Consider the following 20,772-nt stretch of genomic DNA (forward strand, 5'->3'; position numbering starts at 1 on the left):
TCCGCTTTTGGCTTTCCGGTTTTGCCACTCGGATGACGTTATCAGGCATTTTTCACAAGCAATAGTGTTCTCAAAAGAGGGATCTTACCGCCGATTTTCGTCACTCCAACCGATAGAACAAATGTCAGCACCGTCACAAGGAGGCATTGCGCCTCCAGATTTGCCCACAGCCCCATTTTCCAGAGAAGGACGCCGATGACCATCACATGAACCAGAAATACTCCAAATGAATGTACCGAAATATCGGTCACAAGCCCCCGGAATACTCCCGGCTGCGGTAGCCGGCAAAGAAGCAGGAACGCGCAGCTTCCCAGAACCGGCATGATAAAGAACGTGTACCAGACATTGTAGTCATAGTTTGCCTGCAGAATCCGGATCTGGATCCAGACCGTAAAGACCGCGCTCACGGCAAATACCGCCGTCACCAAAATCACGGCCCACGCTCGCTTCATAATGCTTCCCAGTTCCTCCCGGTATCGCCAGAAACAATACCCCAAAACCAGATAGAAGCCGTAATAATCCCCGCTGAAATTCAGATCCAGCTGCAGTTCCCTGAGATTCCACGGATGAACATGGAAGACATCCATCAGGAGGTTGACGCTCTCCAGACAAAACCGGTAAAGATAAACCATCCCCAGCAAAAGAAACAGGATTTTTCCCTCCATCTGCTGCACGCCCATCGCCACATAGGGCAAAAAGAGATATACCCCGAGAATCATCGGAATGTACCAGCTGTGCGGCATGCCCTCGTATTCCAGAAAAAGTGCCCTTCGAAACCATTGGCCCGCCTGAAACGGAGTTTTCAGCCACCAGACCATGTATGCCTCATACACCAGGCACCACGCTTCCCATGAGACCAACAGCGGAATCAGATTGTGTCGGTAAAACCGTCGGATTCTCCCGGTGTCGTATTTCCTCGGCAGAAGAAGGTATCCGGACAAAAACAGGAACAGCGGCACGCCAAGGCGCCCTGCCGTAAAGAGCCCGATGCCGAAGAGTTTTCGAACCCCGCTCATCCGGGCGATCCCGTCCGGGTGAAGAGGGAACATCAGCTGAACCGTGTGATTCAGCACGACGAAAAAGGTCGCCGCCGCGCGAATCCGGTCCAAACACTCATTTCGGCCGCCTGCGAATTCTGTTTTCTGTTTTCGATCCAAATCGTTCATAAAAATCCTGCCATTCGTTGCTGTTCACCGCATCCATTTTCCGCAGATCGCTTTATCAGGCGATATTCGCAAATCTATTGATAGGATACGATCATCGTCATTTCTCCACGCACAGCCAAATCCCCGAATCCGCTTGGGACGATAAAATGATCGCCCGCCTTTACTCCACGTCCGCAGATTTGGCCCGTGCCCTCGATTATATCACACAGCAGGAAAGAATCGTTGTTTTTCCATTTTTCGTCCGCAATTCGGACTTCATACACTGCTTCTGATGCATCCACCGCTTCCGCTGCCTCTGCTCTCTTCGCCGCATACACGGTTTCCACCGCTTTCGCTGGCTTCCCGTCATACGCTGCCTCCGCGTTCTCCCCTGCGTTCACTCCGCTGCCCGTCCGGATCGTCCACTTTTCCACCGTGAACTTTCCGCTGTCCACAAGAATCTGCCGTTCTCCTCCCGGAATGTGGACCGGCGATTGTTCCGTCTTTGCCAGTGACTGCGGGCAAGTGATCACGTCTTCTGCTTTTTCCAGATGAAGCTCCCTCGGCTTCCCGTTCTGCATCCGGTCATAATCATAAAGCCGATAGGTCAGATCGCAGCTTTGCTGCACCTCCAGAAGAATTGTCCCTTTTCGGATCGCGTGCACGGTTCCGCTGGGAATATAGAAAAAATCCCCCTTCTTAACAGGCCGCACACAGAGAAGATCACTCCACCGTTTCTCCGCGATCATTCGCTTCAGTTCCTCTTTCGACTGTGCATGATGGCCAATGATGATGTCCGCATCTTCTCCGCATTCCACGACATACCAGCACTCTGCCTTTCCCCGGCTTCCGTTCTCGTGTTCCCGCGCATAGTCATCATCCGGATGCACCTGAATGCTGAGATCGTCCCTTGCATCAATCAGCTTGACCAGAAGCGGAAACGTGTCGTCGCTCCGGTTCGCTGTATCCTGACCGGAAAGTTTCCTGCGCTCACAGCGAAGTTTTGACGCTGCCTGACCGGAAAGTTCTTCTTGCTCCCACTGCGCTTCCGCCTTATCCCGTCCGAACAGTTCCCCGTGCTCCCGCCACAGCTCCGCCAGCGTCATCCCGGCGTATTCTCCGTCTGCGACCACACTTGGCCCGGCCGGATGTCCCGAGATCACCCACGCTTCCCCTGTGTGCTCACTCGGGATATCATATCCGAACCGGTCCCTGAGCGCGGTTCCGCCCCATAAAACCTCCTTCAAAAACGGCTTCATGAAGAGAAGCGTTTTCTCTTTAGCTATCTGCGTCATACCGAAAACTACCTTCCCCAACATCCTTAAACAAACGGGCCGACACCCCCAAAAAAGTGTCAGCCCGTTTTCCGATCCTTACAGCACGTGAATATTGTCTGCTGTCACACTGACAAATGCTTCATCTCCGACATTGTAGATCTTCTTATTCTTCGGATTGAATTCCGTAAGTTTTACCAGAGTATCCCCCACCATCACATGATAGTTCTGATAATGTCCCATGAAGGTGCTCAGAATCACCTTGCACGGAAGCTGTCCCTCGTCCGCCAGCGTCGCCGATTCCGGACGAATGACCAGAGTCGCGTCCGCGCCGGCTTCCAGATGAGAGACATCCGCAACATCCACCGCGTGTCCCATGACATCCACCGTTCCTGCACTGCCGTTTTTCGCCGTCAGTTTTCCTTCCAGGAAATTGGCTTCGCCGATGAAGTCCGCGACAAATTTGTTCTTCGGGTGATAATAGATCTCCTGCGGCGTTCCCATCTGGGAAACGATTCCCTTCTCCATGATGATGATCTGATCCGAGATCGCCATCGCCTCGGACTGGTCATGTGTGACATAGACAGCCGTAATGCCGGCTTCCTGCTGGATGCGGCGGATCTCCGTGCGCATCGTTACGCGAAGTTTCGCGTCCAGATTGGACAGCGGCTCATCAAAGAGCAGAACTCCCGGCTCCAGAACCAGCGCTCTCGCCAGAGCGACTCGCTGCTGCTGACCGCCGGAGAGCTGGTTCGTCATACGGGATTCCATCCCCTCCAGGCCCACCAGTTTGAGAATTGCGGTGACCTTCTGCTTAATCGTCTCCTTATCCATCTTCCGAAGCTTCAAGCCGTAAGCCACATTATCAAAAATATTGTAGTGCGGAAGCAGCGCATAGGACTGGAATACCATCGCCGTATCGCGCTTGTTCGGCGTGAGCTCATTGATCGGCTCTCCGCCGAGATAGATCTCGCCCTCATCCGGCGACTCAAACCCCGCAATCATGCGGAGAGTTGTGGTCTTTCCGCAGCCCGATGGACCGAGCAGTGTCACAAAGGAACCCGGTTTGATCTCCAGATCAGTGTCATGAACGGCATAGAAATCCTTGCCGGTCTTCGGGTCCTGATAAATCTTCGAAATATGTTCCAGGCGAACGCCTTTTTTCTCTTTTGCCATGATGTCAGCTCCTTATTTTTACACCAACCATTCCATCGTTTCCCGAATGGCCGATCCCATAACGCCCGGTGATTTCTGCAGACGATGTCTCAGTCCGTCTCCGTCATCCCCGGCTCCGAACCGTCCGGCCATTCCGCAGACGATGTCTCAGTCCGTCTCCTTCAACCCCGGCTCCGAACCGTCCGGTCATTCCACAGACGATGTATTATTCCGACTCCTTCATTTTCCGGCTTGTTCCAAAATACTTCATCACCAGATTCATTAAGAGAACCGCGCCGTAGGTGATGAGGATCAGAATGGTTGCAAATGCACACGCGATGCCGTATGCGCCCTTCTCCGCAAACTCATTGATCTGAACCGTGATCAGAAGGAACTGCGGAGTAACCAGCAGAATGATCGCGCTGATCGCCGTGATGCTTCGAACGAACGAGGTGACAAGGCCGGACAGAAAGCTGTCCTTAATCAGCGGCAGCGTTACCGTCATGAACACGGTGAAACTGTCTGCGCCCATATCGTAAGCCGATTCCTCGATGCTCTTGTCGATCTGACGCAGCGCCGAGATACCGCTTCGGGTACCGGTCGGAAGGCTTCGAACGATAAAGACGATGATCAGGATGGCTCCGGTGCCATAGAGGCTCTGCAGTACGCCGGTGTGGAAGATACCGCCGGAAAATCCGCGAATGTATCCGATACCGAGAACCGTTCCCGGAACCGCCATCGCCAGCATGGATACTGCCTCGATAAAGCCCTTCGCCTTAAATTTCCGCTTTACCACAAGATAGGAAATGATCATGGACAGAAGAGCCGTGATCGGTGCGGATACAAAGGACAGAACAAAGGAATCCTTGAACGCCTTGAAGCCCTTGTATTTCGAGAATACCTGACCGAACCATTTCGTCGTCAGATGGAAATCATATCCCCAGGTCTTAAAGAGCGCTCCGAAGGGCACGCAGATGTACATCATGACCACAAAAAGCGCCAGCGCCGAGCAGAGAATCGTCAGCGGAAGCGTTACGCTCCGGTCCATAATGAGCATTCTCGCTCTGGAAGCCTTACCGGAGAGTGTCGCCGTGCTCTTTGCCTCAAGGTAATATTTCTGGACAATGAACATCATCAGCGTGATGCACAGAAGAACCACCGCCATGGCGGATGCGCCCTCTTTATCGTAAGCGCCCGTGATCTGAAGATAAATGGTGGTCGCCAGCGTATCGTAGGATCCGCCGATGATCATCGGGTTCGCGAAATCCGCGATGGACTCGATGAACGTGACAAGGAATGCATTTCCCAGACCCGGGAGAATGAGCGGCCAGGTCACTGTCGTAAACACCGTCCATCTCGTTGCGCCCATATCACGGGCCGCCTCCTCGAGAGACGGGTCAATGTTCTTCAGAAGGCCCTTCAGCATCATGTAGCAGACCGGGAAAAAGGTCAGCGTCTGCACCACAAAAATGCCCCAGAAGCCATAGACGTTGTTGTCATAGATATGGAGTAAATATCTCGTGATAATGCCGGATTTGCCGAAGAGCATGATCATCGAGAGGGAAAGTACAAAGGGAGGAGACACGACCGGGAGCATGGATACCACCCGGAACAGTTTTTCGATCACTTTTGTCTTCAGCTTTACATAGACCTCAACGTAGGCGAAAAGGAGTCCCACAAGAGAAGACACAATGCCGACGAGAAATCCGACCTTCAGCGTATTCGTGATCGCGGTGCGGAAATTCGACATTGCCATAACGCGCCGAAACGTATCCAGCGTAAAGCCCTGTTTTTCGCTCACAAAACTGTCAACCAGAAGAATTGCAAGCGGATAGAGAATGAATAAGGTCAGAAATGCGATCAGAACGACGATCGTCGTCACCATGACCGGATCCGCCATCAGTTTTTTTCGATCCAGCTCGGCACTTTTTGATTTTGCCATAACGTTTTACCATCTTTCTGTCATAACTTTTTAGGGAAATGCTGATCAAAGCGTTCCCCTGGCCGGATTTTCGCTGCAAAGCAGCATTTTCCTTTGAAAATCCATGCCATCCGCCGGAGGCTTTAAGAAGACACTGATATCATCAGTGTTTCTTTAAAAACAGCCGGGCAAGGGGAGCATCCCTCCTCTCGTCCGGCCATATCTGCAGCTGTGACTATGCTTTGCCCGCCGGGCCCGGATGATACGGTCCCGGTCGGTTTTCACATTTGAAAGTTTTCACTTCCAGACTTATTCTGTCTTGAATCGGTCATCAGCAGCACTGCCGAGTGCGTTCATCACGTCCTCAACATACTTCTTGGTGTTGTTCTTCGCATCCTCGAAGTCATACTTCATCACGTTATCCGGATCAAGGCCGAACTCAGATGCCTGCTCCGGCTGCTTTGCGTTGTCGATGACAAGGAACTGATAAGAACCGTTCTGTGCCGCCAGCTCTACGCACTCCGGGCTGAGGGCGTACTCGATCCACAGTTTTGCTGCGTTCGGGTGCTTTGCGCCCTTGAAGATCGCGGTTGCTCCTACCTCAAAGGATGTGCCGGACTCCGGAATGATCAGATCCACATTGCCGTAACCATTGTCCACGATCTGTGTGATACCGTCATGCAGGAAGCCGATGCCGACTACGCACTCACCGGTGCCGACATTCTTGGACGGACCGGAACCGGATTTGGTGTAAACCTGAACATTCTTGTCCAGATCGGTCAGATACTTGATACCATCGTCATGTCCGTACTTCTGGATCATGGTGTTGACAACCAGTTTTGCGGTTCCTGCCGTGTTGTAGTTGGAAAGCCAGATCAGCCCCTGATACTTCGGATCGAGAAGATCCTTCCAGTCCTTCGGCTCCTCAATGTTCTTGCGTGCAAGTTCATCCTTGTTCACCATGAAGCCCAGGATACCCTTGTAGATACCGAACCACTGGTTGTCCGGATCCTTGTACTGCGCATCAATCAGGTGCTTTGCATTCTTTGCATCGTAAGCCTCGAGAAGACCTTCCTTTGCCGCTACGTTGTACGGATCGGTTGTGCCGCCGAACCAAACGTCGCCGGACGGATTGCCCTTCTCTTCCTCGATCTTGGACTGAACCTCACCGGTGGACAGTCTCTGATACTGAACATCGATGCCGTAGAGCTCTTTGAAATGATCGGAAGCAGCTGCCAGGTAGTCCTCCTCGCAGGAACCGTAAACAACCAGCGTTCCCTCTTCCTTCGCTGCCTTGATCAGCTCCGGATCGATCTCATCGGACTCTGCCGCTTTGGACTCGCCGGCTGCTGCCGTGGTCTCCGCTGCCTTGGACTCAGCCGCTGCAGAAGAAGCTGCCGCTGTTGTGGAAGCTGCGCCGGAACCGCCGCATGCCGCAAGAGATGCAAGCATTGCGCCTGTCAGAACAAGTGATACTGTTTTTTTCATGTGTGATTACCTCCCTGTTTGAATCATCATGAATCTTACCGTATTCATTGTAGTCCATCGTTTTCACGATTACATCAGAAAATCCTGTTCTTTATATGATTTTTATGACATTTTTCACAAAGATATCCGTTTCTTCTCTTGAAACCGATATTTAGAGGTAAAAAAATGCACAGACAGGATTCCGGAGAATATTATCTTCTCGTAGAATGTGTCTGTGCGTTTTTTTCTTTCCGGCAGGTATTTTCAACAGTCCGAGGTCGAACATTTCGATGTTTCACCATTCATCTTTAAGATTCTGCAGTCCCCACAACTCTCTCAACATCCCGGACGATGCCGCTCTCAATCTGCTCTGCCGCTTCTTTTGTCTCCGCCATCACGGAGATATAAACCTTCAGTTTCGGCTCGGTTCCCGACGGACGAACCACAAAGCTTGCGGAATCTTCCAGAAGGAACTTCAGGACATCCGACTTCGGCAGGCCGTCGAGGCCCTCGTTGTAGTCCAGAACCGACCGGATCTGTTTTCCGCCAAATGCCCGATCCGTTTTTTCCGGTCCCATGACATTCCGTATTTCACCGTCCTTCTCCTCCGGCCGCTCCGCATTCGGGGATTCTGCCGCCTGTCTGCGCTCGTTATCCGGTTCTTCTGCGTTTATCCCCGCGCGGTCCCGAAAATTCCTCATGATCTCCTGCATTTTTCCAAAGCCCGCTTCTCCCTCAAACGTATAAGAATGCAGCGTATTTCTGCAGTATCCGTACCGCCGATAGATCTCTCCAAGTTTTTCCAAAAGGGAAATTCCCCGCGTCTTATAAAAGCAGAACATCTCGCAGATCAGAAACGCCGCGCCGACCGCATCCTTATCCCTGACGTAGGTTCCGGACAGATACCCGTAGGACTCCTCAAAGCCGAAAATGTAGTCGTCCGCCCGGTCTTCCCGCTCCAGACGGCCAATGGTTTCTCCCACATATTTGAAACCGGTCAGGACATTGACCGTCGTTACACCGTAATCTTCCGCGATTTTCTCTGCCAGATCCATGGTCACGATGGTCTTCACCATCACCGGGCGCGCCGGCATACGCCCGTGTTTTTTCCGCTGGCTGCAGAGATAATCCAGAAGAAGAAGTCCCGTCTCATTGCCGGAAAGGAGCACATAATCCTTCTTTTCCGGTTCTTTCACCGCAATTCCCACGCGGTCGCAGTCCGGATCCGTCGCAAGAAGAAGATCCGCTCCGTTCATCTCGGCATATTGGATCCCAAGCGCCATCGCCTCCCGGATCTCCGGATTCGGATACGGACATGTCGGAAAATGCCCGTCCGGCATCTCCTGTTCTCTCACTACCGTAACATTTGTATACCCCGTCTCCCGCAGAATCCGGGTTACCGGAATCCGGCCGGTACCGTTGAGCGGCGAATAGACGATCGAGACATTACGATCGATCTCCTCGCCGAAGAGAACCGACTCTTTCCGGACAGTCTCCAGAAATGCGGCCAGCACCTCTTCACCGATATACCGTATCTTTCCGTCCCGGTCCGCCTCCTCAAATCCCGGAGCAGACAACAGATCCCCCGGCCCTGACAAAAGATCATCCGCACCTTGCAACAGATCGTCCTCACCTGACATCAGATCATCCGCCTCTGCCTTCTGCTCCTCACCTTCCGTTTTGCGTTCCTCCGCATCTCCGTAGAAGCGGACATCCTCAAACGCATCCCGCTTTTCGATCTCTTCATAGATCTCTTTTGCCGCTGCGGATGTGATCTGACAGCCGTCTGCCCCGTATACCTTATATCCGTTGTACTTCGACGGATTATGGCTTGCCGTGATCATGACGCCCGCCTTTTTCCCGAGATAGCGCACCGCAAAGGAAACCGTCGGTACCGGATTCAGGCGGTCCCAGAGCGATACCTCCGCGCCCCTCGCGGCAAATACCGAAGCCGCCGTCTTTGCAAATAATTCCGACTTGATCCGGGAGTCGTACCCGATCACGACACTAGCGTCTTTTCCGTAACGGCGGAGAAGGTACTCCGCAAGCCCGGCACTTGCCCGTGCGACCGTATAAATGTTCATACGGTTAGTGCCCGCACCGATGACGCCGCGAAGGCCTCCCGTTCCGAACTCCAGATCGCGATAAAACGCATCCCGGATCTTCTCCTCATCATCCCGCATCGCCGCCAGTTCGGCTGTCAGATCCGGATCCCTGTCTGCCCTCCGGCACCATTTCTCATAGATTTCTTTTGTTTCCATCTTTTCCCTCACCGGTTCAACCACACATTTCCCGTATTTCCGCCATCCTCGCTCCGGTCATCCGGGACTCACGCAGCCATAATGCTCTTCCCTGCAGCAGAACAAAAACACGAAGCAGTCCACCGGCACCGGCAAACTGCTTCCCAAAACATTATTCTTATCATATGTTCCCGGTCAATTCAAAAAACTTTCCCGTCTCCATGTCTTGTCCGGACATTTTAACCGGAATGGATGTCCGCCCGCTTCTTCCGGCGGTATTACTTCAAATCCTCAAACAGATTCTCATGGTATACGCCGTCCGCGATCAGTTTCCGGAATGCCTCCACAACAACCGGCTGATCTTCCTTGTAGGTCACACCGAACCATTTGTCCTTCGTCTCCAGCACCTTGACCGAAACTGCCTTCTTCTTCAGAAGATCGCCGATATGAATCGGAATCAGATACTCTGCATTCAGCGGGTCGCTCTTTCCGGCCGCAATATCTTCCCAGAACGCCTTATATCCTTTTTCGAGAATCTCGAAATACTCCGGTGTGAAGCCCCAGAAATTCATGGATACGTGCGATTTCACGTCGAGCTTTTTGCCGTCCGCTTCCGCTCCGTCTGCCGTCTTGAGAATGTCGTGCGTCTCCACAACCTCTGTCAGATTACCGTCCTCGTCAACCTTACAGAGGCCTCTGGTAACACTTCCGTGATCGCTGAGGGTATTGCCGAGAATGAATCCTGCCATGCAGAAATCCATCGGACGGGACGGATCATAGTTCACCAGATAGTCGTGAACCGCCTGAAATGCGCCTTTTCCATAATAGTCATCCGCATTGATAACGCAGAACGGCTCATGAACCATGGCTCTGCAGGAAAGAACCGCAAGTCCGGTTCCCCACGGTTTCGTTCTGCCCTCCGGAATCTCATATCCCATCGGAATATTCTCCAGCATCTGGAATGCATAATCCACTTCCACGCCGGACTCGCTGCAGATCTTTTCAATGCGGTTGCCGATCACTTCCATGAAATCTTCCTCAATATCCGGCCGAAGAATAAAAATGATCTTGTTAAATCCCGCCTGAATGGCATCGTGAATGGAATAATCCATAATAATTTCGCCGTTCGGTCCCACCGGTGAAAGCTGTTTGACTCCTCCGCCGAATCGGGAACCGATGCCGGCTGCCATAATCACTAATGATGTTTTCATAATCTCTACTCTCCCATACCCATATTTTTACCGGTTATACCACCGTTTACTGCTTTTTGTCCGGCCGGTATCCCATCGGATTCTGTTTCTGCCAGTTCCAGGTATCCCGGCACATATCCTCAAGATTTCTGGTAGTCTTCCAGCCAAGGATCTCCAGCGCCTTATCCGCATTCGCATAACATTCCGCCAGATCCCCCGCCCTTCTCGGTCCGATCTCAAACGGCACTTTCACACCGGTGCTCTCCTCAAAGGCATGAACCACCTCGAGAACACTGTACGGTGTACCGGTTCCGAGATTGAAGATCTCGGTGCCCTTATGCTTCACCGCATACTCCACCGCCTTCACGTGGCCGTCCGCCAGATCCATCACATGAATGTAATCTCTGCGGCAGGTGCCGTCCGGCGTCGGATAATCATCGCCGTAGATTGTCAGATGATCTCTTCTTCCGACCGCAACCTGTGAGATATACGGCATCAGGTTATTCGGAATTCCCTGCGGGTCCTCGCCGATCCGGCCCGACGGATGCGCACCGATCGGGTTGAAATACCGCAGAAGGACCACGGAAAGCTCCGGATCTGCCGCGGACGCATCCTGAAGGATCTGCTCCATCATGTACTTCGTCCATCCGTACGGATTCGTGCAGGATCCGCGGCGCATTGTCTCGCGGAGCGGCACCGGATTCTCCTCGCCGTAAACCGTCGCCGAAGAAGAGAAGATGATATTCTTCACACCCGCTTCCGCCATGGTCTCCAGAAGAGACAGCGTCGTGTCAATGTTGTTGCGGTAATAGCGGATCGGTTCCTTCACGGACTCTCCGACTGCCTTCAGCCCTGCAAAATGAATCACACAGTCAATCGAATGCTCCCGGAAAATGCGGCGGAGCGCTTCCTTTTCTCTGACATCCGCCTCATAGAGAACGGCTTCTTTCCCGGCGAGTTCATTGACGCGCTTTACCGCTTCCTCACAGCTGTTGTCAAAATTATCGGCGATCACAACCTCATGACCTGCCGCCATTAACTGAAGTGCCGTATGAGAACCGATGTATCCGGCTCCTCCCGCAAGTAATATTTTCATGATTCTTTCCTTTCCCTACGAATTCTGCGATCGGGAATTCTGTATTTCTTTTCGTTTTCTTTGATCCGTTTTTCCGCAAAGTTTCCGATCTAACGCGCCGATAATGGTCACTGATTCATCGGACAGTCCCGGGATATTCCGCCGTCCGCTCAGTTTCCGGACTCCGCCTTTTTCGGCGCTTTATGCCGGAAAACAAAAAACTTGCTGATAATATAATTTGCGATTGTCACCACAACCTGAACCAGCAGCTTGATAATCCGGTCGTCGTATCCCATGACCGTCACGCCGACAAACATGATCGCCATATCCAGCAGGAGCGTTCCGACTCTGGAGCTCACAAATGCGGTAAACTCCTTCAGTACATTGACCCCATGGCTGTGAAAAACAAACAGCTTATTCGTCACATAGGCAAACAGCACTGCGCCGATCCAGGACAGGATATTCGCCGCCTGAAGTTTCAGCGGATTGGATGGCTCCAGAACCGTAAACGTCAGCGCATAGTAGATCACAAGGCTGACGATTGTCGTCATAATTCCGACGATCAGGTAGTTTACCAGTTCTTTTCCCTGTTTTTTCAATGCCGCTTTTGCACCGTCCGTACTCATGTTCCCTCCCCCTTTTTTTTGACCGAAGATCAGCGCCTCCCTGTGTTATGCTGTGTAGATCCCCCGCAGAGCGTTTTTTTCGGTACAGGAATCCGGAGATTTTACCATACCACGAAGAAAGCGTGCAGTCAGCTGCACGCCTTCCCGAATCTCACAGCGTGAACGCTATGTAGTAATCTATCGCTATTGGATTAATTTTACTCTACTGTCACACTCTTTGCAAGATTTCTCGGCTTATCCACATCCAGGCCCTTTGCCACCGAGACATAATATCCGAGAAGCTGAAGCGGCACCACCGCAAGGCTCGGCGTAAAGTGAATATCCGTCTTCGGGATGTAGGCCGTGAAATCCGCCGTATCCTCGATTCCGTAATTGCCGTAGGTTGTCAGTCCCATCAGATATCCGCCTCTGGACTTGACCTCGACCATGTTGCTGATCATCTTCTCATAGAGATCCGGCTGCGTCAGAACCGAGATCACGAGAGTTCCCTTCTCGATCAGGCTGATCGTGCCGTGCTTCAGTTCGCCGGCCGCATACGCCTCGGAATGAATGTAGCTGATCTCCTTGAGTTTCAGACTTCCCTCCAGGCTGACCGCATAGTCGATGCCTCTTCCGAGGAAGAAGACATCCTGCGCATTCGCGTATTTTGCGGCAAACCACTGGATTCTCTCCTTGTCGTCCAGAATCTTCTCAATCTTCCCCGGAACGGTCTGGAGTTCCTCCAGATATCCCGCATACTGCTCATCCGTGATTTTCTCTCTTACCTTCGCAAACTCGATCGCCAGAAGATAGGATGCAATCAGCTGCGCGCTGTACGCTTTGGTTGTCGCAACCGAGATCTCCGGGCCGGCCAGCGTGTAGAAGACATGATCCGCCTCACGCGCAATCGTCGATCCGACGACATTGACGATGGCCAATGTCTCCGCGCCGTGTTCTTTCGCGATGCGCAGTGCCGCCAGAGAATCCGCGGTCTCTCCGGACTGGCTGACAATGATCACGAGAGAATTCTCCGGGATCAGAAGGTGACGATAGCGGAACTCCGACGCGATCTCCACGCGGACCGGGATCTCCGCCATGTCTTCCAGTACATACTGCGCTGCCACGCCGACATGATAAGCGGAACCGCAGGCCACAATATAGATCTGGCGGAAGTTTCGGATGTGGTCCTCATCCAGACCCAGCGCCGTAAAATCGATCTTTCCGTCCTTGACCACCGAATTCAGGGTATCCTTCACCGCTCTCGGCTGCTCATGGATCTCCTTGATCATGAAATGTTCAAAACCGTTCTTCTCGGCCGCATTGACATCCCATTTTACTTCCGTGACGTCCTTCTCGATCACTTCCTGGTCAATGTTGTAGAACGTCACCTCGCCCTTGCCCATGCAGGCCATCTCATTGTCGCCAATGTAATAAATATCTCTTGTGTAACGAAGAAGCGCCGCCACATCCGACGCCATATACGTATTGCCGTCCTTCACGCCGATAACCATCGGATTGTCCTTGCGGATCGCGTAGATCTCATCCGGGCACTCCGCAAAAAGCACCGCAATTGCGTAGGAGCCGCGCACGCGGAGCATGAAACGGGACAATGCGTCGATCGGTCCCTTCTGATATTTCTTGACATAATAATCAATCAGCTTTGCCGCCACTTCCGTATCAGTCTGTGAATGGAACGAATAGCCGGCTTTCTCCAGCATCTCCTTTAATTCCAGATAATTCTCGATGATGCCGTTGTGAACGATCGTCACGTTCCGGTCATCACTGCAGTGCGGATGCGCATTCGTCTCTGACGGCTCACCGTGGGTCGCCCATCTGGTGTGTCCGATACCGCAGTCCCCCGCCATTGCCAGACCGTCGTTCGTCTTCTCATAGAGCGCCTTCAGACGTCCCTTCGCCTTGACAATTTCCACATCGTTTTTGCCATTGCGAACTGCCACACCGGCCGAGTCATACCCCCGGTACTCCAGCTTGCTGAGCCCGTCCAGAAGGATTGGTGCCGCCTGAACATGTCCATTAAAACCTACGATTCCACACATATATATTGTCCTCTGTTTTCTTGATGGTTCTTTGATTGTTCCTTCGATGATTGTCTAAATCGTTTTTCTGTTTATTTTCATCCCTGTCCTCTGCGGTGCCGCCCTTTGCTCAGCCCCGGAAAGCAGGGAGTCGTCTTTTAATCCCGCCAATTTCCAATAGTTCCTGCGGTCTATCGAATTTTACCATAAAACGCAGAAAAAAGGGGCATCAAATGAATTAAGATTCTTTGAAGCCCCCGAAATACGTATTCTTTTTCACTGCTAAAGCCCGGAGCACTCCGTCTCCCCGTTCAGCATTTTTTCAAACGCATCCGCCGGCAACGGTTTTGCATAATAATACCCCTGCATTTCCGGGCATCCGCGCTCACACAGAAAATCCGCCTGCTCCGCCGTCTCGACGCCTTCCGCGATCATATCCATTCCGAGAGAACGGATCATCCGGATCATGTGCGACACGATCACACGGCCTTTTTTCGGATCTCCCCTGCCGCTCAGGAACATCAGATCCAGCTTGATGCGGTCCACCGGAACCTCCTTCAGCATGTGAAGTGAAGAGTATCCGCTGCCGAAATCATCCATTTCCACCTTAAAGCCATAACTGCGGAGTTTCTTCGTCATCTCGATCAGGATGGCCGGATCTTCCACATAGGCCGTCTCTGTAATCTCAATCCGCAGCTGATCCGGTGACAGTCGGTACGTTCTCGTCAGATTCGCAAAAAACTCCGGCAGGCCCGGATTGGACTGAATATCGCTTCGCGACATGTTCACAGAAACGGAGAAATGTTTTCCTTCCTCATTCCACCGCGCAAGATCCTGGCAGACCGTCTCCCAGACAAAACTGTTCAGTTCGTACACTCCACCCGACTCCTCCAGAATCGGAATGAATTCGCCTGGGCTCAGCCATCCGAGTTTATTGTGCTCCCAACGGCAGAGCGCTTCGGCTCCGGTGATCTTCTTCTCTTTGTAATCCACCTGCGGCTGGTACCAGACCCGTATCTCACCGTCGCGGATCGCCGTGGTCAGATGTCCGACGATATCCGCCATCCGCTTTCCTCTCTCCCACTGATCCTGATTGTAGAAAGCATACCCGTCCTTTCCGCTGTCGCGCACTTTTCGCTCCGCCACGCGGGCATAATCCAGCATCTGATCCACATCAATATGATAGTAATCTTCCGGTGTCAGAACGTAGATTCCGCTGCAGATCAGGACCCTGTTGTCTTTTCCCTTCGCGATAAAGAAATCCCTCACCAGTTCAAAGACATCCTTCTCATCCCCGCGCATATTCTCCATGCCGTTCACCCGGCGGAGCACCGCGAAATGATCGCCTTCCAGCCGTCCGATGGCCTCCTCCTCCGAAAGCCTCTCCATCGACCGGTCCGCCCAGAAACGCAACAGCTCGTCGCCCGCCTGCTTTCCAAAACTCTCATTGATGTATTTGAAATCCTTGATATTGTTGTACGAAATCATGTAGGCGATGTCCGGATGCGCCCGAATCAGCTCCTCCGCTTTTTTCCGGAAGCCGGTAAGGCTCAGAACGCCGGTCAGCTGATCGTAATCGACCATCTTCCGCATTTTCTCTTCCTGCTCCCGCTTCATGGCGCGCTGGCGCTGAATCGCAATCACAATCAGAAAGACCAGCGCCAGACCGCTCAAAAACAGAAGCAGACCGTACTGATACAGATAATCGCCCAGATCATACCGGTACAGTCTTCGGGATGTATAATCCAGAATCACCGCCTGCCGGCGGTTATAGTCCAGCAAAACGATTCCCCGGTTCAGCCGGGCAACTTTCTCCCGTCCGGCCGGCGTATTCGTCGTTCCGATACGGAAATCCATGGAGAACATGGCGGAAGGCTGCACCATCAGATCCGAGTAGGACGGTTTCTGCAGGACATAACTCCAGACATAGGAATTGTGTAAAAGTGCGTCCACCTTACCGTCCCGGAGAGCCTTCACGCATTCATCCATCGTTCCGTACAGTGTAATTTCGATCCCAGGATAGAGCTTGTTCACGGTCTCCGCCCCCGCCGCCAGGGACTTCAGCATTCCGACATGAAGCTTATTGAGCGGTGGCATATCCTGCCGACCCTTTGTGACAAGCGTAAATGGCGTCTGCATCAGGTTATCCGTCACGATGCTCGGTTTTCCCGACTCGCTGGTCAATGCGCTTCCGAACGGCATGACCACATCGTAGGACTCATTATCCAGCGCCGCCTTCAGCGATTTTTCCGTGATCTCCCGGAATTCGGCCCGATATCCGGCCTTTTCCGCGGCAGTAACCATCAGATCCACGCCGATTCCCGAAATCTCTCCGTTTTCCGGATCCCGGTAGAAGATCGGGCAGCGATCCGTCGGCACACCAACCGTTAAGATCTCCGACGGTTCCGCCGCACTTCCTGACTGCGCCACTGCACTTTCCGACTGCGCACAAACGATCATGGTCTCCGCAAGCAGAAGTGTCAACAGTATCATCAGGGTCAACAGCAGCGTTATCTTCCGCTGACCGTTTCGGCCTCGAATTATCTTTCTCACGCAATCACCTCCTGATCTCCGGGGTGGTTTCGTCCAAATCAATAGTATAACCGGGCAGTTGCATTGCCCCCTTATCTTGAGTCATCTCCCCTGAAACAGGGAATACGCAAACAATATATTGAGATATTTCCCGAGTGGATTTCTTAATTGTCTATATTATACCATTGAACAGCTGCGTTTTTTGATAAATATTGCGTTATTTTTTCTTTTTTCTCTTTTTAAAGGCCGTCCTTGGTTTCCGTTTCCGGCAGTTTGTTCGTCTTTCTTATGCGCTTTATTTCTTTCAGTTCTTCTTCATCCCGGACCTGCTTCGCGTTCTTCTCCGCGATGATCCCGGAAATCCCCTGTATCTCTTTCTCATACATCTCCGGCTCAAATTCCACCAGAAACTGCGCCAGTGATTTCGGATCCAGAAATCTTGCATCCCCCGTCCCGTCATACGGCCCGTGTGAACGCTTGTAACGGTAGAAAATCTTCATCGCCTCGTCAATCGGGATATTTCTCTTCCGTGAAATGCTGCGGATCATCCAGTCTTCCAGTCCTTCCAGACATTCGTTTTTCGATAATTCCTTGCTCATTGCGGTCTCATCCTTTTCTGAATTATGCTTGGGAATCCCTGATTATATCAGCGTTTCCCTGATGTTTGTGTCTAAGGCCATTTTGCCGCACAATATCGAAATTATATCATATGTTTATCCGAACAAAAACGCATTAAGCTCTTCGAGAGCTTTTTTCATTTCCGGGTCCTCTTCTTTCGAAATATACTGTTCCAGGCGAACCGCTCTCCACTCTTCCGGTTCTCCTTTTTTCTTGTATGCCATTTTTACCATATCCCCAAGAAAATCGCCTTTTTTCGCCTGTCGGTGAGCTCTGCAGTATTCTTCGATAATGATTCGCGAATCTTCGTTCATGGGTTTCTCGGCCTCTCTCGTTGGATTTGTAACATCAAAACAACTTTTATCTCAATTTTAGCTTAACCGCCATATTTTGTCGAGTTGACGAGCCGGAAATCATCTCCGTTATCTGCCGTCTGCAAGCCTTCCTTCCCATCCGTTCACAATTGGCCGCCGGAGCATTTAATTCCCTCCGTCTCCAGCACCTCCGCCCTCACCGAGGCGTCCAGAAACTCTTCCGCCGGCACTGCGAAAAATGTCACACTTCCGTTCAGAGCCTCCTTCACCTCCGGATCGGTGAGCGCAAGAGCCGCGCCGAGGATGGATATGATCTGTGCATAATGTCCGCAGGCATGGGCAAATCCTTTTTCGGTTGCATGCGGATGCGACGGGCAGCTCAGGCCGTCCAGCTCTCCGATCAGCGCGATATGCGGTCCTTCCATTTCCTCACTGCTATAGACAGTACGACCTACTTCACCCTCAATACATTCCTTAGGGTTTCAGGCAATATCCTCAAAATCTGCTCCCGGATCTTTCCCTGCAGAAAGGCGGGATTCAGATTGGATTTTGAATATCTCATATATGTATCTACCGTTTTTCCTGTTAACAGATGTGTGAAATATCTCTCCCAGCTTATATACATTTCACTATCTATATAATCCGAAGGATTCTCCAAAATTTCTGTAATTTCCTTGTCCTTCAATACTCCGGAAGATAGAATCAGCCATTCAAAAGACTCCGGAAGATACAGCTGAATGCCCTTATTCCGAAGCATGACCTGATAAACCTTTTCCATATGTGCTCCAAATGCAGCACCATCTGCGATAATAACGATGTTTTCTTTGTTCTCCTCTGTCTGCAACATACCAAAGATATTTCCGGCCCCCTGAGCAGACACACACTCCACTTCTTTTGGGGATACTTTCGAAAAAAATTCATACCCTGAATTCGAATCCTCTACAAGAAGCTTTACTGCTTCATTCGAATTCAAAGATCTGTAATCGCCGTATATTCGATACATATGATGATACACCGGCTCCTGAAGGGAATACTTTCCCGCGCTTCGAATCCCATATATTTCCGTTACACTGTAAGGCAGATTACTGATGCTCTCTCTGGTAACGATCACATAGTAATTGTCCGTTCCCTGTATCGCCCGTGCAAATTCCTGCTGCGCAACAAAGCGATTCCCCTCATCAATAAACACGAGACTTTTATGAATTCCATTCAATTGCTCCATCCATGTATTCCCGGCAATCACTCTGCATGGCACATCACAACTCAGATTGATTCCGGTATCTGCTCCATTCAAGTAATACTCCTGGATCATATCCACCAAAGTAGTCTTTCCGGTAGCACTATCCCCTTTCAGTATTGTAATGTTGCGAGAAAAGGCCATCTCATACTTCAAATGAGCAGACTGTACGAGCAAATGTATCACTCCATGCATCAGACATACCTCCCTGCAACCGAAAGAAGTTCTTCCATGTTATGAACCACTTCCCCCGTATTTAAGATCTTCACTTCAAAATTCGCATCCCCAAAGTCCATCAGATGGCGAAGATTCACCGTCACATTCTTTTCTTTTCCGATACGTAGAAGCCACGCCGCGCAATTATCGCCGCAATTGGATGCATTAAAAACCTTGTCCGTGACCTTATCGATCAGAATCAGCGTCTTCACGCCTCCCGACAGCGATACCGGAGCGATTACGCCCAATACCGGACTATCAATCGCACCATTCCCAAGTACATCTGACTGATCGACATCCTTAACCATCGCAACAACGTCCGGATCTTCAAACCATTTCGGGTCATAATTAAACTTAAAATACGACGAGGTATTATAAATCACATCCTCCATGTCTCCATAATAAATATTCAGCATAACTCCTCCAACTGAGCTGTCCCTATACTATGTCCACAGTGGATATCATATCCGCTCAGACTGCACTTTATATTTTTCTTCTCTGCAATATCAAGGATCAACTTTTCGCACTTCCGAATGATCAACCGTGCTTACGATCTTCCTAACAAACGGATCGTCAAAATAAGCTTCATCGTAAGTATTATTGAAATATGTATCTACGTTCAATATCGCGCCTTTGTCATATCCCAAAAAAATGCTTAACATCGATTACCTTCTCATTCTTAATAACTGTACTAATCTTTTAGCAAAGCAACTATAGCAAAAAGCGCCCATACGGAAGCCTTATTAAGGTTACCCTTTTTTACCAACGATATCAAAAAAGAATTTCATCCTAATCTAACCTTGACTTTTCATAGCTGGTCTCCCCGACTATCTGTTAACGCCCGCGCCTGAGTAACCGCTTTTTCGTTACTTATCCTCCGATTCTTTCAGATCCACTTCAGGGATTTCTTTCTCAATCTCCCGAACCACCCTATCCTGGAGGTAGTAGTTTGCCAACTTGTCTTTCCGGTATTTTTTAAACTCTGAATTCTGCGTAGCATCCATCAAAAGCTTTGTAAAATATTGTTCCCAACTCATAAACGCTTCGCTATTTGCAAATAACTCCGGCGAGTCCAATTGCTCATTATTCTCTAATTCTACGACCCCAGACTTTAAAACAATCCATTCAAACGATTCAGGAAGAAATAGTGCAATCTTCCGAGGGCGTAACGCCTGCTGCCTGACTACATCTTCCATTTCCGCGCCAAACGCAGCTCCATCCGCAACAACCACCACAGCCATTTCCGAATACCGGTTTAAGGTTGAGAGCACCTGCGATTTTCCCTCTGCCGACACGCATGAAATCCCCATCTTCTTAGCGACCGATTCAAAGAATTGAAAACCGGATCTTTTATCTTCCGTAATGATGACTTGTGGTCGAAATGGCAAGTATCTTCTTACCGGAGCATCGTACATCCGTTCAATTTCCGTATAAATCTTCTCGAATCTCTTATTCTTTGTCCCAGAAAGCCTGTAAATCTCATCTACACTGACTGGCAATTGTTCCAGATAATTTCTGGTTATCAAAAGATAATAATTGTCACTGCCTTTTACAGTTTCGGCAAAGTCTTTCGAACGAATGAAATGACTGTCCTCATCAATGATAACAATCTTTCCTGGATTACGTAGAATCTCGTCTTTCCACTGATCCCCTTCAATCGCGACCAGTTCCCGGTCGCAGGAGATGCTGACTCCACTTTCCTTGCCGTACCGGTTGTATTCACGGATCATATCGAAAAGTGTTGTCT

Annotated in this window: 17 protein-coding genes; all 17 read right to left on the reverse strand. The window is 50.9% G+C overall.

Features of this window, described 5'->3' with window-relative positions; genetic code table 11:
- Nucleotides 1–41 precede the first annotated feature (41 nt).
- A complete protein-coding gene (locus tag BMW41_RS03045) occupies nt 42–1,166 on the reverse strand; it encodes an acyltransferase (RefSeq protein WP_074648758.1) in 1,125 nt (374 codons plus the stop codon).
- 74 nt (nt 1,167–1,240) lie between these two features.
- On the reverse strand, nt 1,241–2,392 hold the full coding sequence (locus BMW41_RS03050) for a type I phosphomannose isomerase catalytic subunit (protein ID WP_242870280.1): 1,152 nt from the start codon (nt 2,390–2,392) through the stop codon (nt 1,241–1,243).
- A 126-nt stretch (nt 2,393–2,518) separates the two neighbouring features.
- Nucleotides 2,519–3,595: an ABC transporter ATP-binding protein gene (locus BMW41_RS03055; RefSeq protein ID WP_074648761.1), complete on the reverse strand. Its 1,077-nt coding sequence runs from the start codon at nt 3,593–3,595 to the stop codon at nt 2,519–2,521.
- A gap of 205 nt (nt 3,596–3,800) precedes the next feature.
- Nucleotides 3,801–5,516, reverse strand: coding sequence for an ABC transporter permease (locus BMW41_RS03060; protein ID WP_074648763.1), 1,716 nt, complete (start codon nt 5,514–5,516; stop codon nt 3,801–3,803).
- A gap of 288 nt (nt 5,517–5,804) precedes the next feature.
- Entirely contained in the window at nt 5,805–6,983 is a 1,179-nt protein-coding gene (locus tag BMW41_RS03065) for an ABC transporter substrate-binding protein (RefSeq protein WP_074648765.1), read from the reverse strand.
- A gap of 287 nt (nt 6,984–7,270) precedes the next feature.
- Nucleotides 7,271–9,223 (reverse strand): phospho-sugar mutase, encoded by a 1,953-nt coding sequence (locus BMW41_RS14900; protein ID WP_242870281.1) that lies wholly within the window; start codon nt 9,221–9,223, stop codon nt 7,271–7,273.
- A 257-nt stretch (nt 9,224–9,480) separates the two neighbouring features.
- The gene (locus BMW41_RS03085) at nt 9,481–10,413 is read right to left on the reverse strand and encodes a nucleotidyltransferase family protein (protein ID WP_074648766.1); all 933 of its coding nucleotides are present in this window, start codon (nt 10,411–10,413) and stop codon (nt 9,481–9,483) included.
- 46 nt (nt 10,414–10,459) lie between these two features.
- Nucleotides 10,460–11,488: a UDP-glucose 4-epimerase GalE gene (gene galE / locus BMW41_RS03090; protein ID WP_074648768.1), complete on the reverse strand. Its 1,029-nt coding sequence runs from the start codon at nt 11,486–11,488 to the stop codon at nt 10,460–10,462.
- 149 nt (nt 11,489–11,637) lie between these two features.
- Entirely contained in the window at nt 11,638–12,093 is a 456-nt protein-coding gene (locus tag BMW41_RS03095) for a GtrA family protein (RefSeq protein ID WP_074648769.1), read from the reverse strand.
- 197 nt (nt 12,094–12,290) lie between these two features.
- A complete protein-coding gene (glmS, locus tag BMW41_RS03100) occupies nt 12,291–14,129 on the reverse strand; it encodes a glutamine--fructose-6-phosphate transaminase (isomerizing) (RefSeq protein ID WP_074648771.1) in 1,839 nt (612 codons plus the stop codon).
- A gap of 261 nt (nt 14,130–14,390) precedes the next feature.
- Complete coding sequence (locus BMW41_RS03105) at nt 14,391–16,661, reverse strand: EAL domain-containing protein (protein ID WP_242870282.1); 2,271 nt, start codon at nt 16,659–16,661, stop codon at nt 14,391–14,393.
- A gap of 218 nt (nt 16,662–16,879) precedes the next feature.
- Nucleotides 16,880–17,239, reverse strand: a complete 360-nt coding sequence (locus tag BMW41_RS03110) for a hypothetical protein (RefSeq protein WP_074648772.1) — start codon at nt 17,237–17,239, stop codon at nt 16,880–16,882.
- 114 nt (nt 17,240–17,353) lie between these two features.
- Nucleotides 17,354–17,572 carry a hypothetical protein gene (locus BMW41_RS03115; protein WP_074648774.1) on the reverse strand — a complete coding sequence of 73 codons (219 nt, stop codon included), beginning with the start codon at nt 17,570–17,572 and terminating at the stop codon, nt 17,354–17,356.
- A gap of 143 nt (nt 17,573–17,715) precedes the next feature.
- Nucleotides 17,716–17,997, reverse strand: a complete 282-nt coding sequence (locus tag BMW41_RS03120; RefSeq protein WP_074648775.1) for a M20/M25/M40 family metallo-hydrolase — start codon at nt 17,995–17,997, stop codon at nt 17,716–17,718.
- 26 nt (nt 17,998–18,023) lie between these two features.
- Nucleotides 18,024–19,004, reverse strand: coding sequence for a translation initiation factor 2 (locus tag BMW41_RS03125; protein ID WP_074648777.1), 981 nt, complete (start codon nt 19,002–19,004; stop codon nt 18,024–18,026).
- A complete protein-coding gene (locus BMW41_RS03130) occupies nt 19,004–19,441 on the reverse strand; it encodes a DUF4869 domain-containing protein (RefSeq protein WP_074648778.1) in 438 nt (145 codons plus the stop codon). Before BMW41_RS03130 ends, BMW41_RS03125 begins: the two co-directional genes overlap by 1 nt.
- A gap of 450 nt (nt 19,442–19,891) precedes the next feature.
- Nucleotides 19,892–20,755 (reverse strand): hypothetical protein, encoded by an 864-nt coding sequence (locus tag BMW41_RS03135; protein ID WP_242870283.1) that lies wholly within the window; start codon nt 20,753–20,755, stop codon nt 19,892–19,894.
- Nucleotides 20,756–20,772: the final 17 nt, after the last annotated feature.

This window comes from [Clostridium] aminophilum, assembly GCF_900101295.1.
GTDB classification, from domain to species: domain Bacteria; phylum Bacillota; class Clostridia; order Lachnospirales; family Lachnospiraceae; genus Clostridium_R; species Clostridium_R aminophilum_A.

What these genes read in the sequence shown, in the direction of transcription:
- BMW41_RS03045 (WP_074648758.1), bottom strand. Translation starts at nt 1,166, where the DNA reads ATGAACGATTTGGATCGAAAACAGAAAACAGAATTCGCAGGCGGCCGA.
- BMW41_RS03055 (WP_074648761.1), bottom strand. Translation starts at nt 3,595, where the DNA reads ATGGCAAAAGAGAAAAAAGGCGTTCGCCTGGAACATATTTCGAAGATT.
- BMW41_RS03060 (WP_074648763.1), bottom strand. Translation starts at nt 5,516, where the DNA reads ATGGCAAAATCAAAAAGTGCCGAGCTGGATCGAAAAAAACTGATGGCG.
- BMW41_RS03065 (WP_074648765.1), bottom strand. Translation starts at nt 6,983, where the DNA reads ATGAAAAAAACAGTATCACTTGTTCTGACAGGCGCAATGCTTGCATCT.
- BMW41_RS14900 (WP_242870281.1), bottom strand. Translation starts at nt 9,223, where the DNA reads ATGGAAACAAAAGAAATCTATGAGAAATGGTGCCGGAGGGCAGACAGG.
- BMW41_RS03085 (WP_074648766.1), bottom strand. Translation starts at nt 10,413, where the DNA reads ATGAAAACATCATTAGTGATTATGGCAGCCGGCATCGGTTCCCGATTC.
- galE (WP_074648768.1), bottom strand. Translation starts at nt 11,488, where the DNA reads ATGAAAATATTACTTGCGGGAGGAGCCGGATACATCGGTTCTCATACG.
- BMW41_RS03095 (WP_074648769.1), bottom strand. Translation starts at nt 12,093, where the DNA reads ATGAGTACGGACGGTGCAAAAGCGGCATTGAAAAAACAGGGAAAAGAA.
- glmS (WP_074648771.1), bottom strand. Translation starts at nt 14,129, where the DNA reads ATGTGTGGAATCGTAGGTTTTAATGGACATGTTCAGGCGGCACCAATC.
- BMW41_RS03110 (WP_074648772.1), bottom strand. Translation starts at nt 17,239, where the DNA reads ATGAGCAAGGAATTATCGAAAAACGAATGTCTGGAAGGACTGGAAGAC.
- BMW41_RS03115 (WP_074648774.1), bottom strand. Translation starts at nt 17,572, where the DNA reads ATGAACGAAGATTCGCGAATCATTATCGAAGAATACTGCAGAGCTCAC.
- BMW41_RS03120 (WP_074648775.1), bottom strand. Translation starts at nt 17,997, where the DNA reads ATGGAAGGACCGCATATCGCGCTGATCGGAGAGCTGGACGGCCTGAGC.
- BMW41_RS03125 (WP_074648777.1), bottom strand. Translation starts at nt 19,004, where the DNA reads ATGCATGGAGTGATACATTTGCTCGTACAGTCTGCTCATTTGAAGTAT.
- BMW41_RS03130 (WP_074648778.1), bottom strand. Translation starts at nt 19,441, where the DNA reads ATGCTGAATATTTATTATGGAGACATGGAGGATGTGATTTATAATACC.
- BMW41_RS03135 (WP_242870283.1), bottom strand. Translation starts at nt 20,755, where the DNA reads ATGATCCGTGAATACAACCGGTACGGCAAGGAAAGTGGAGTCAGCATC.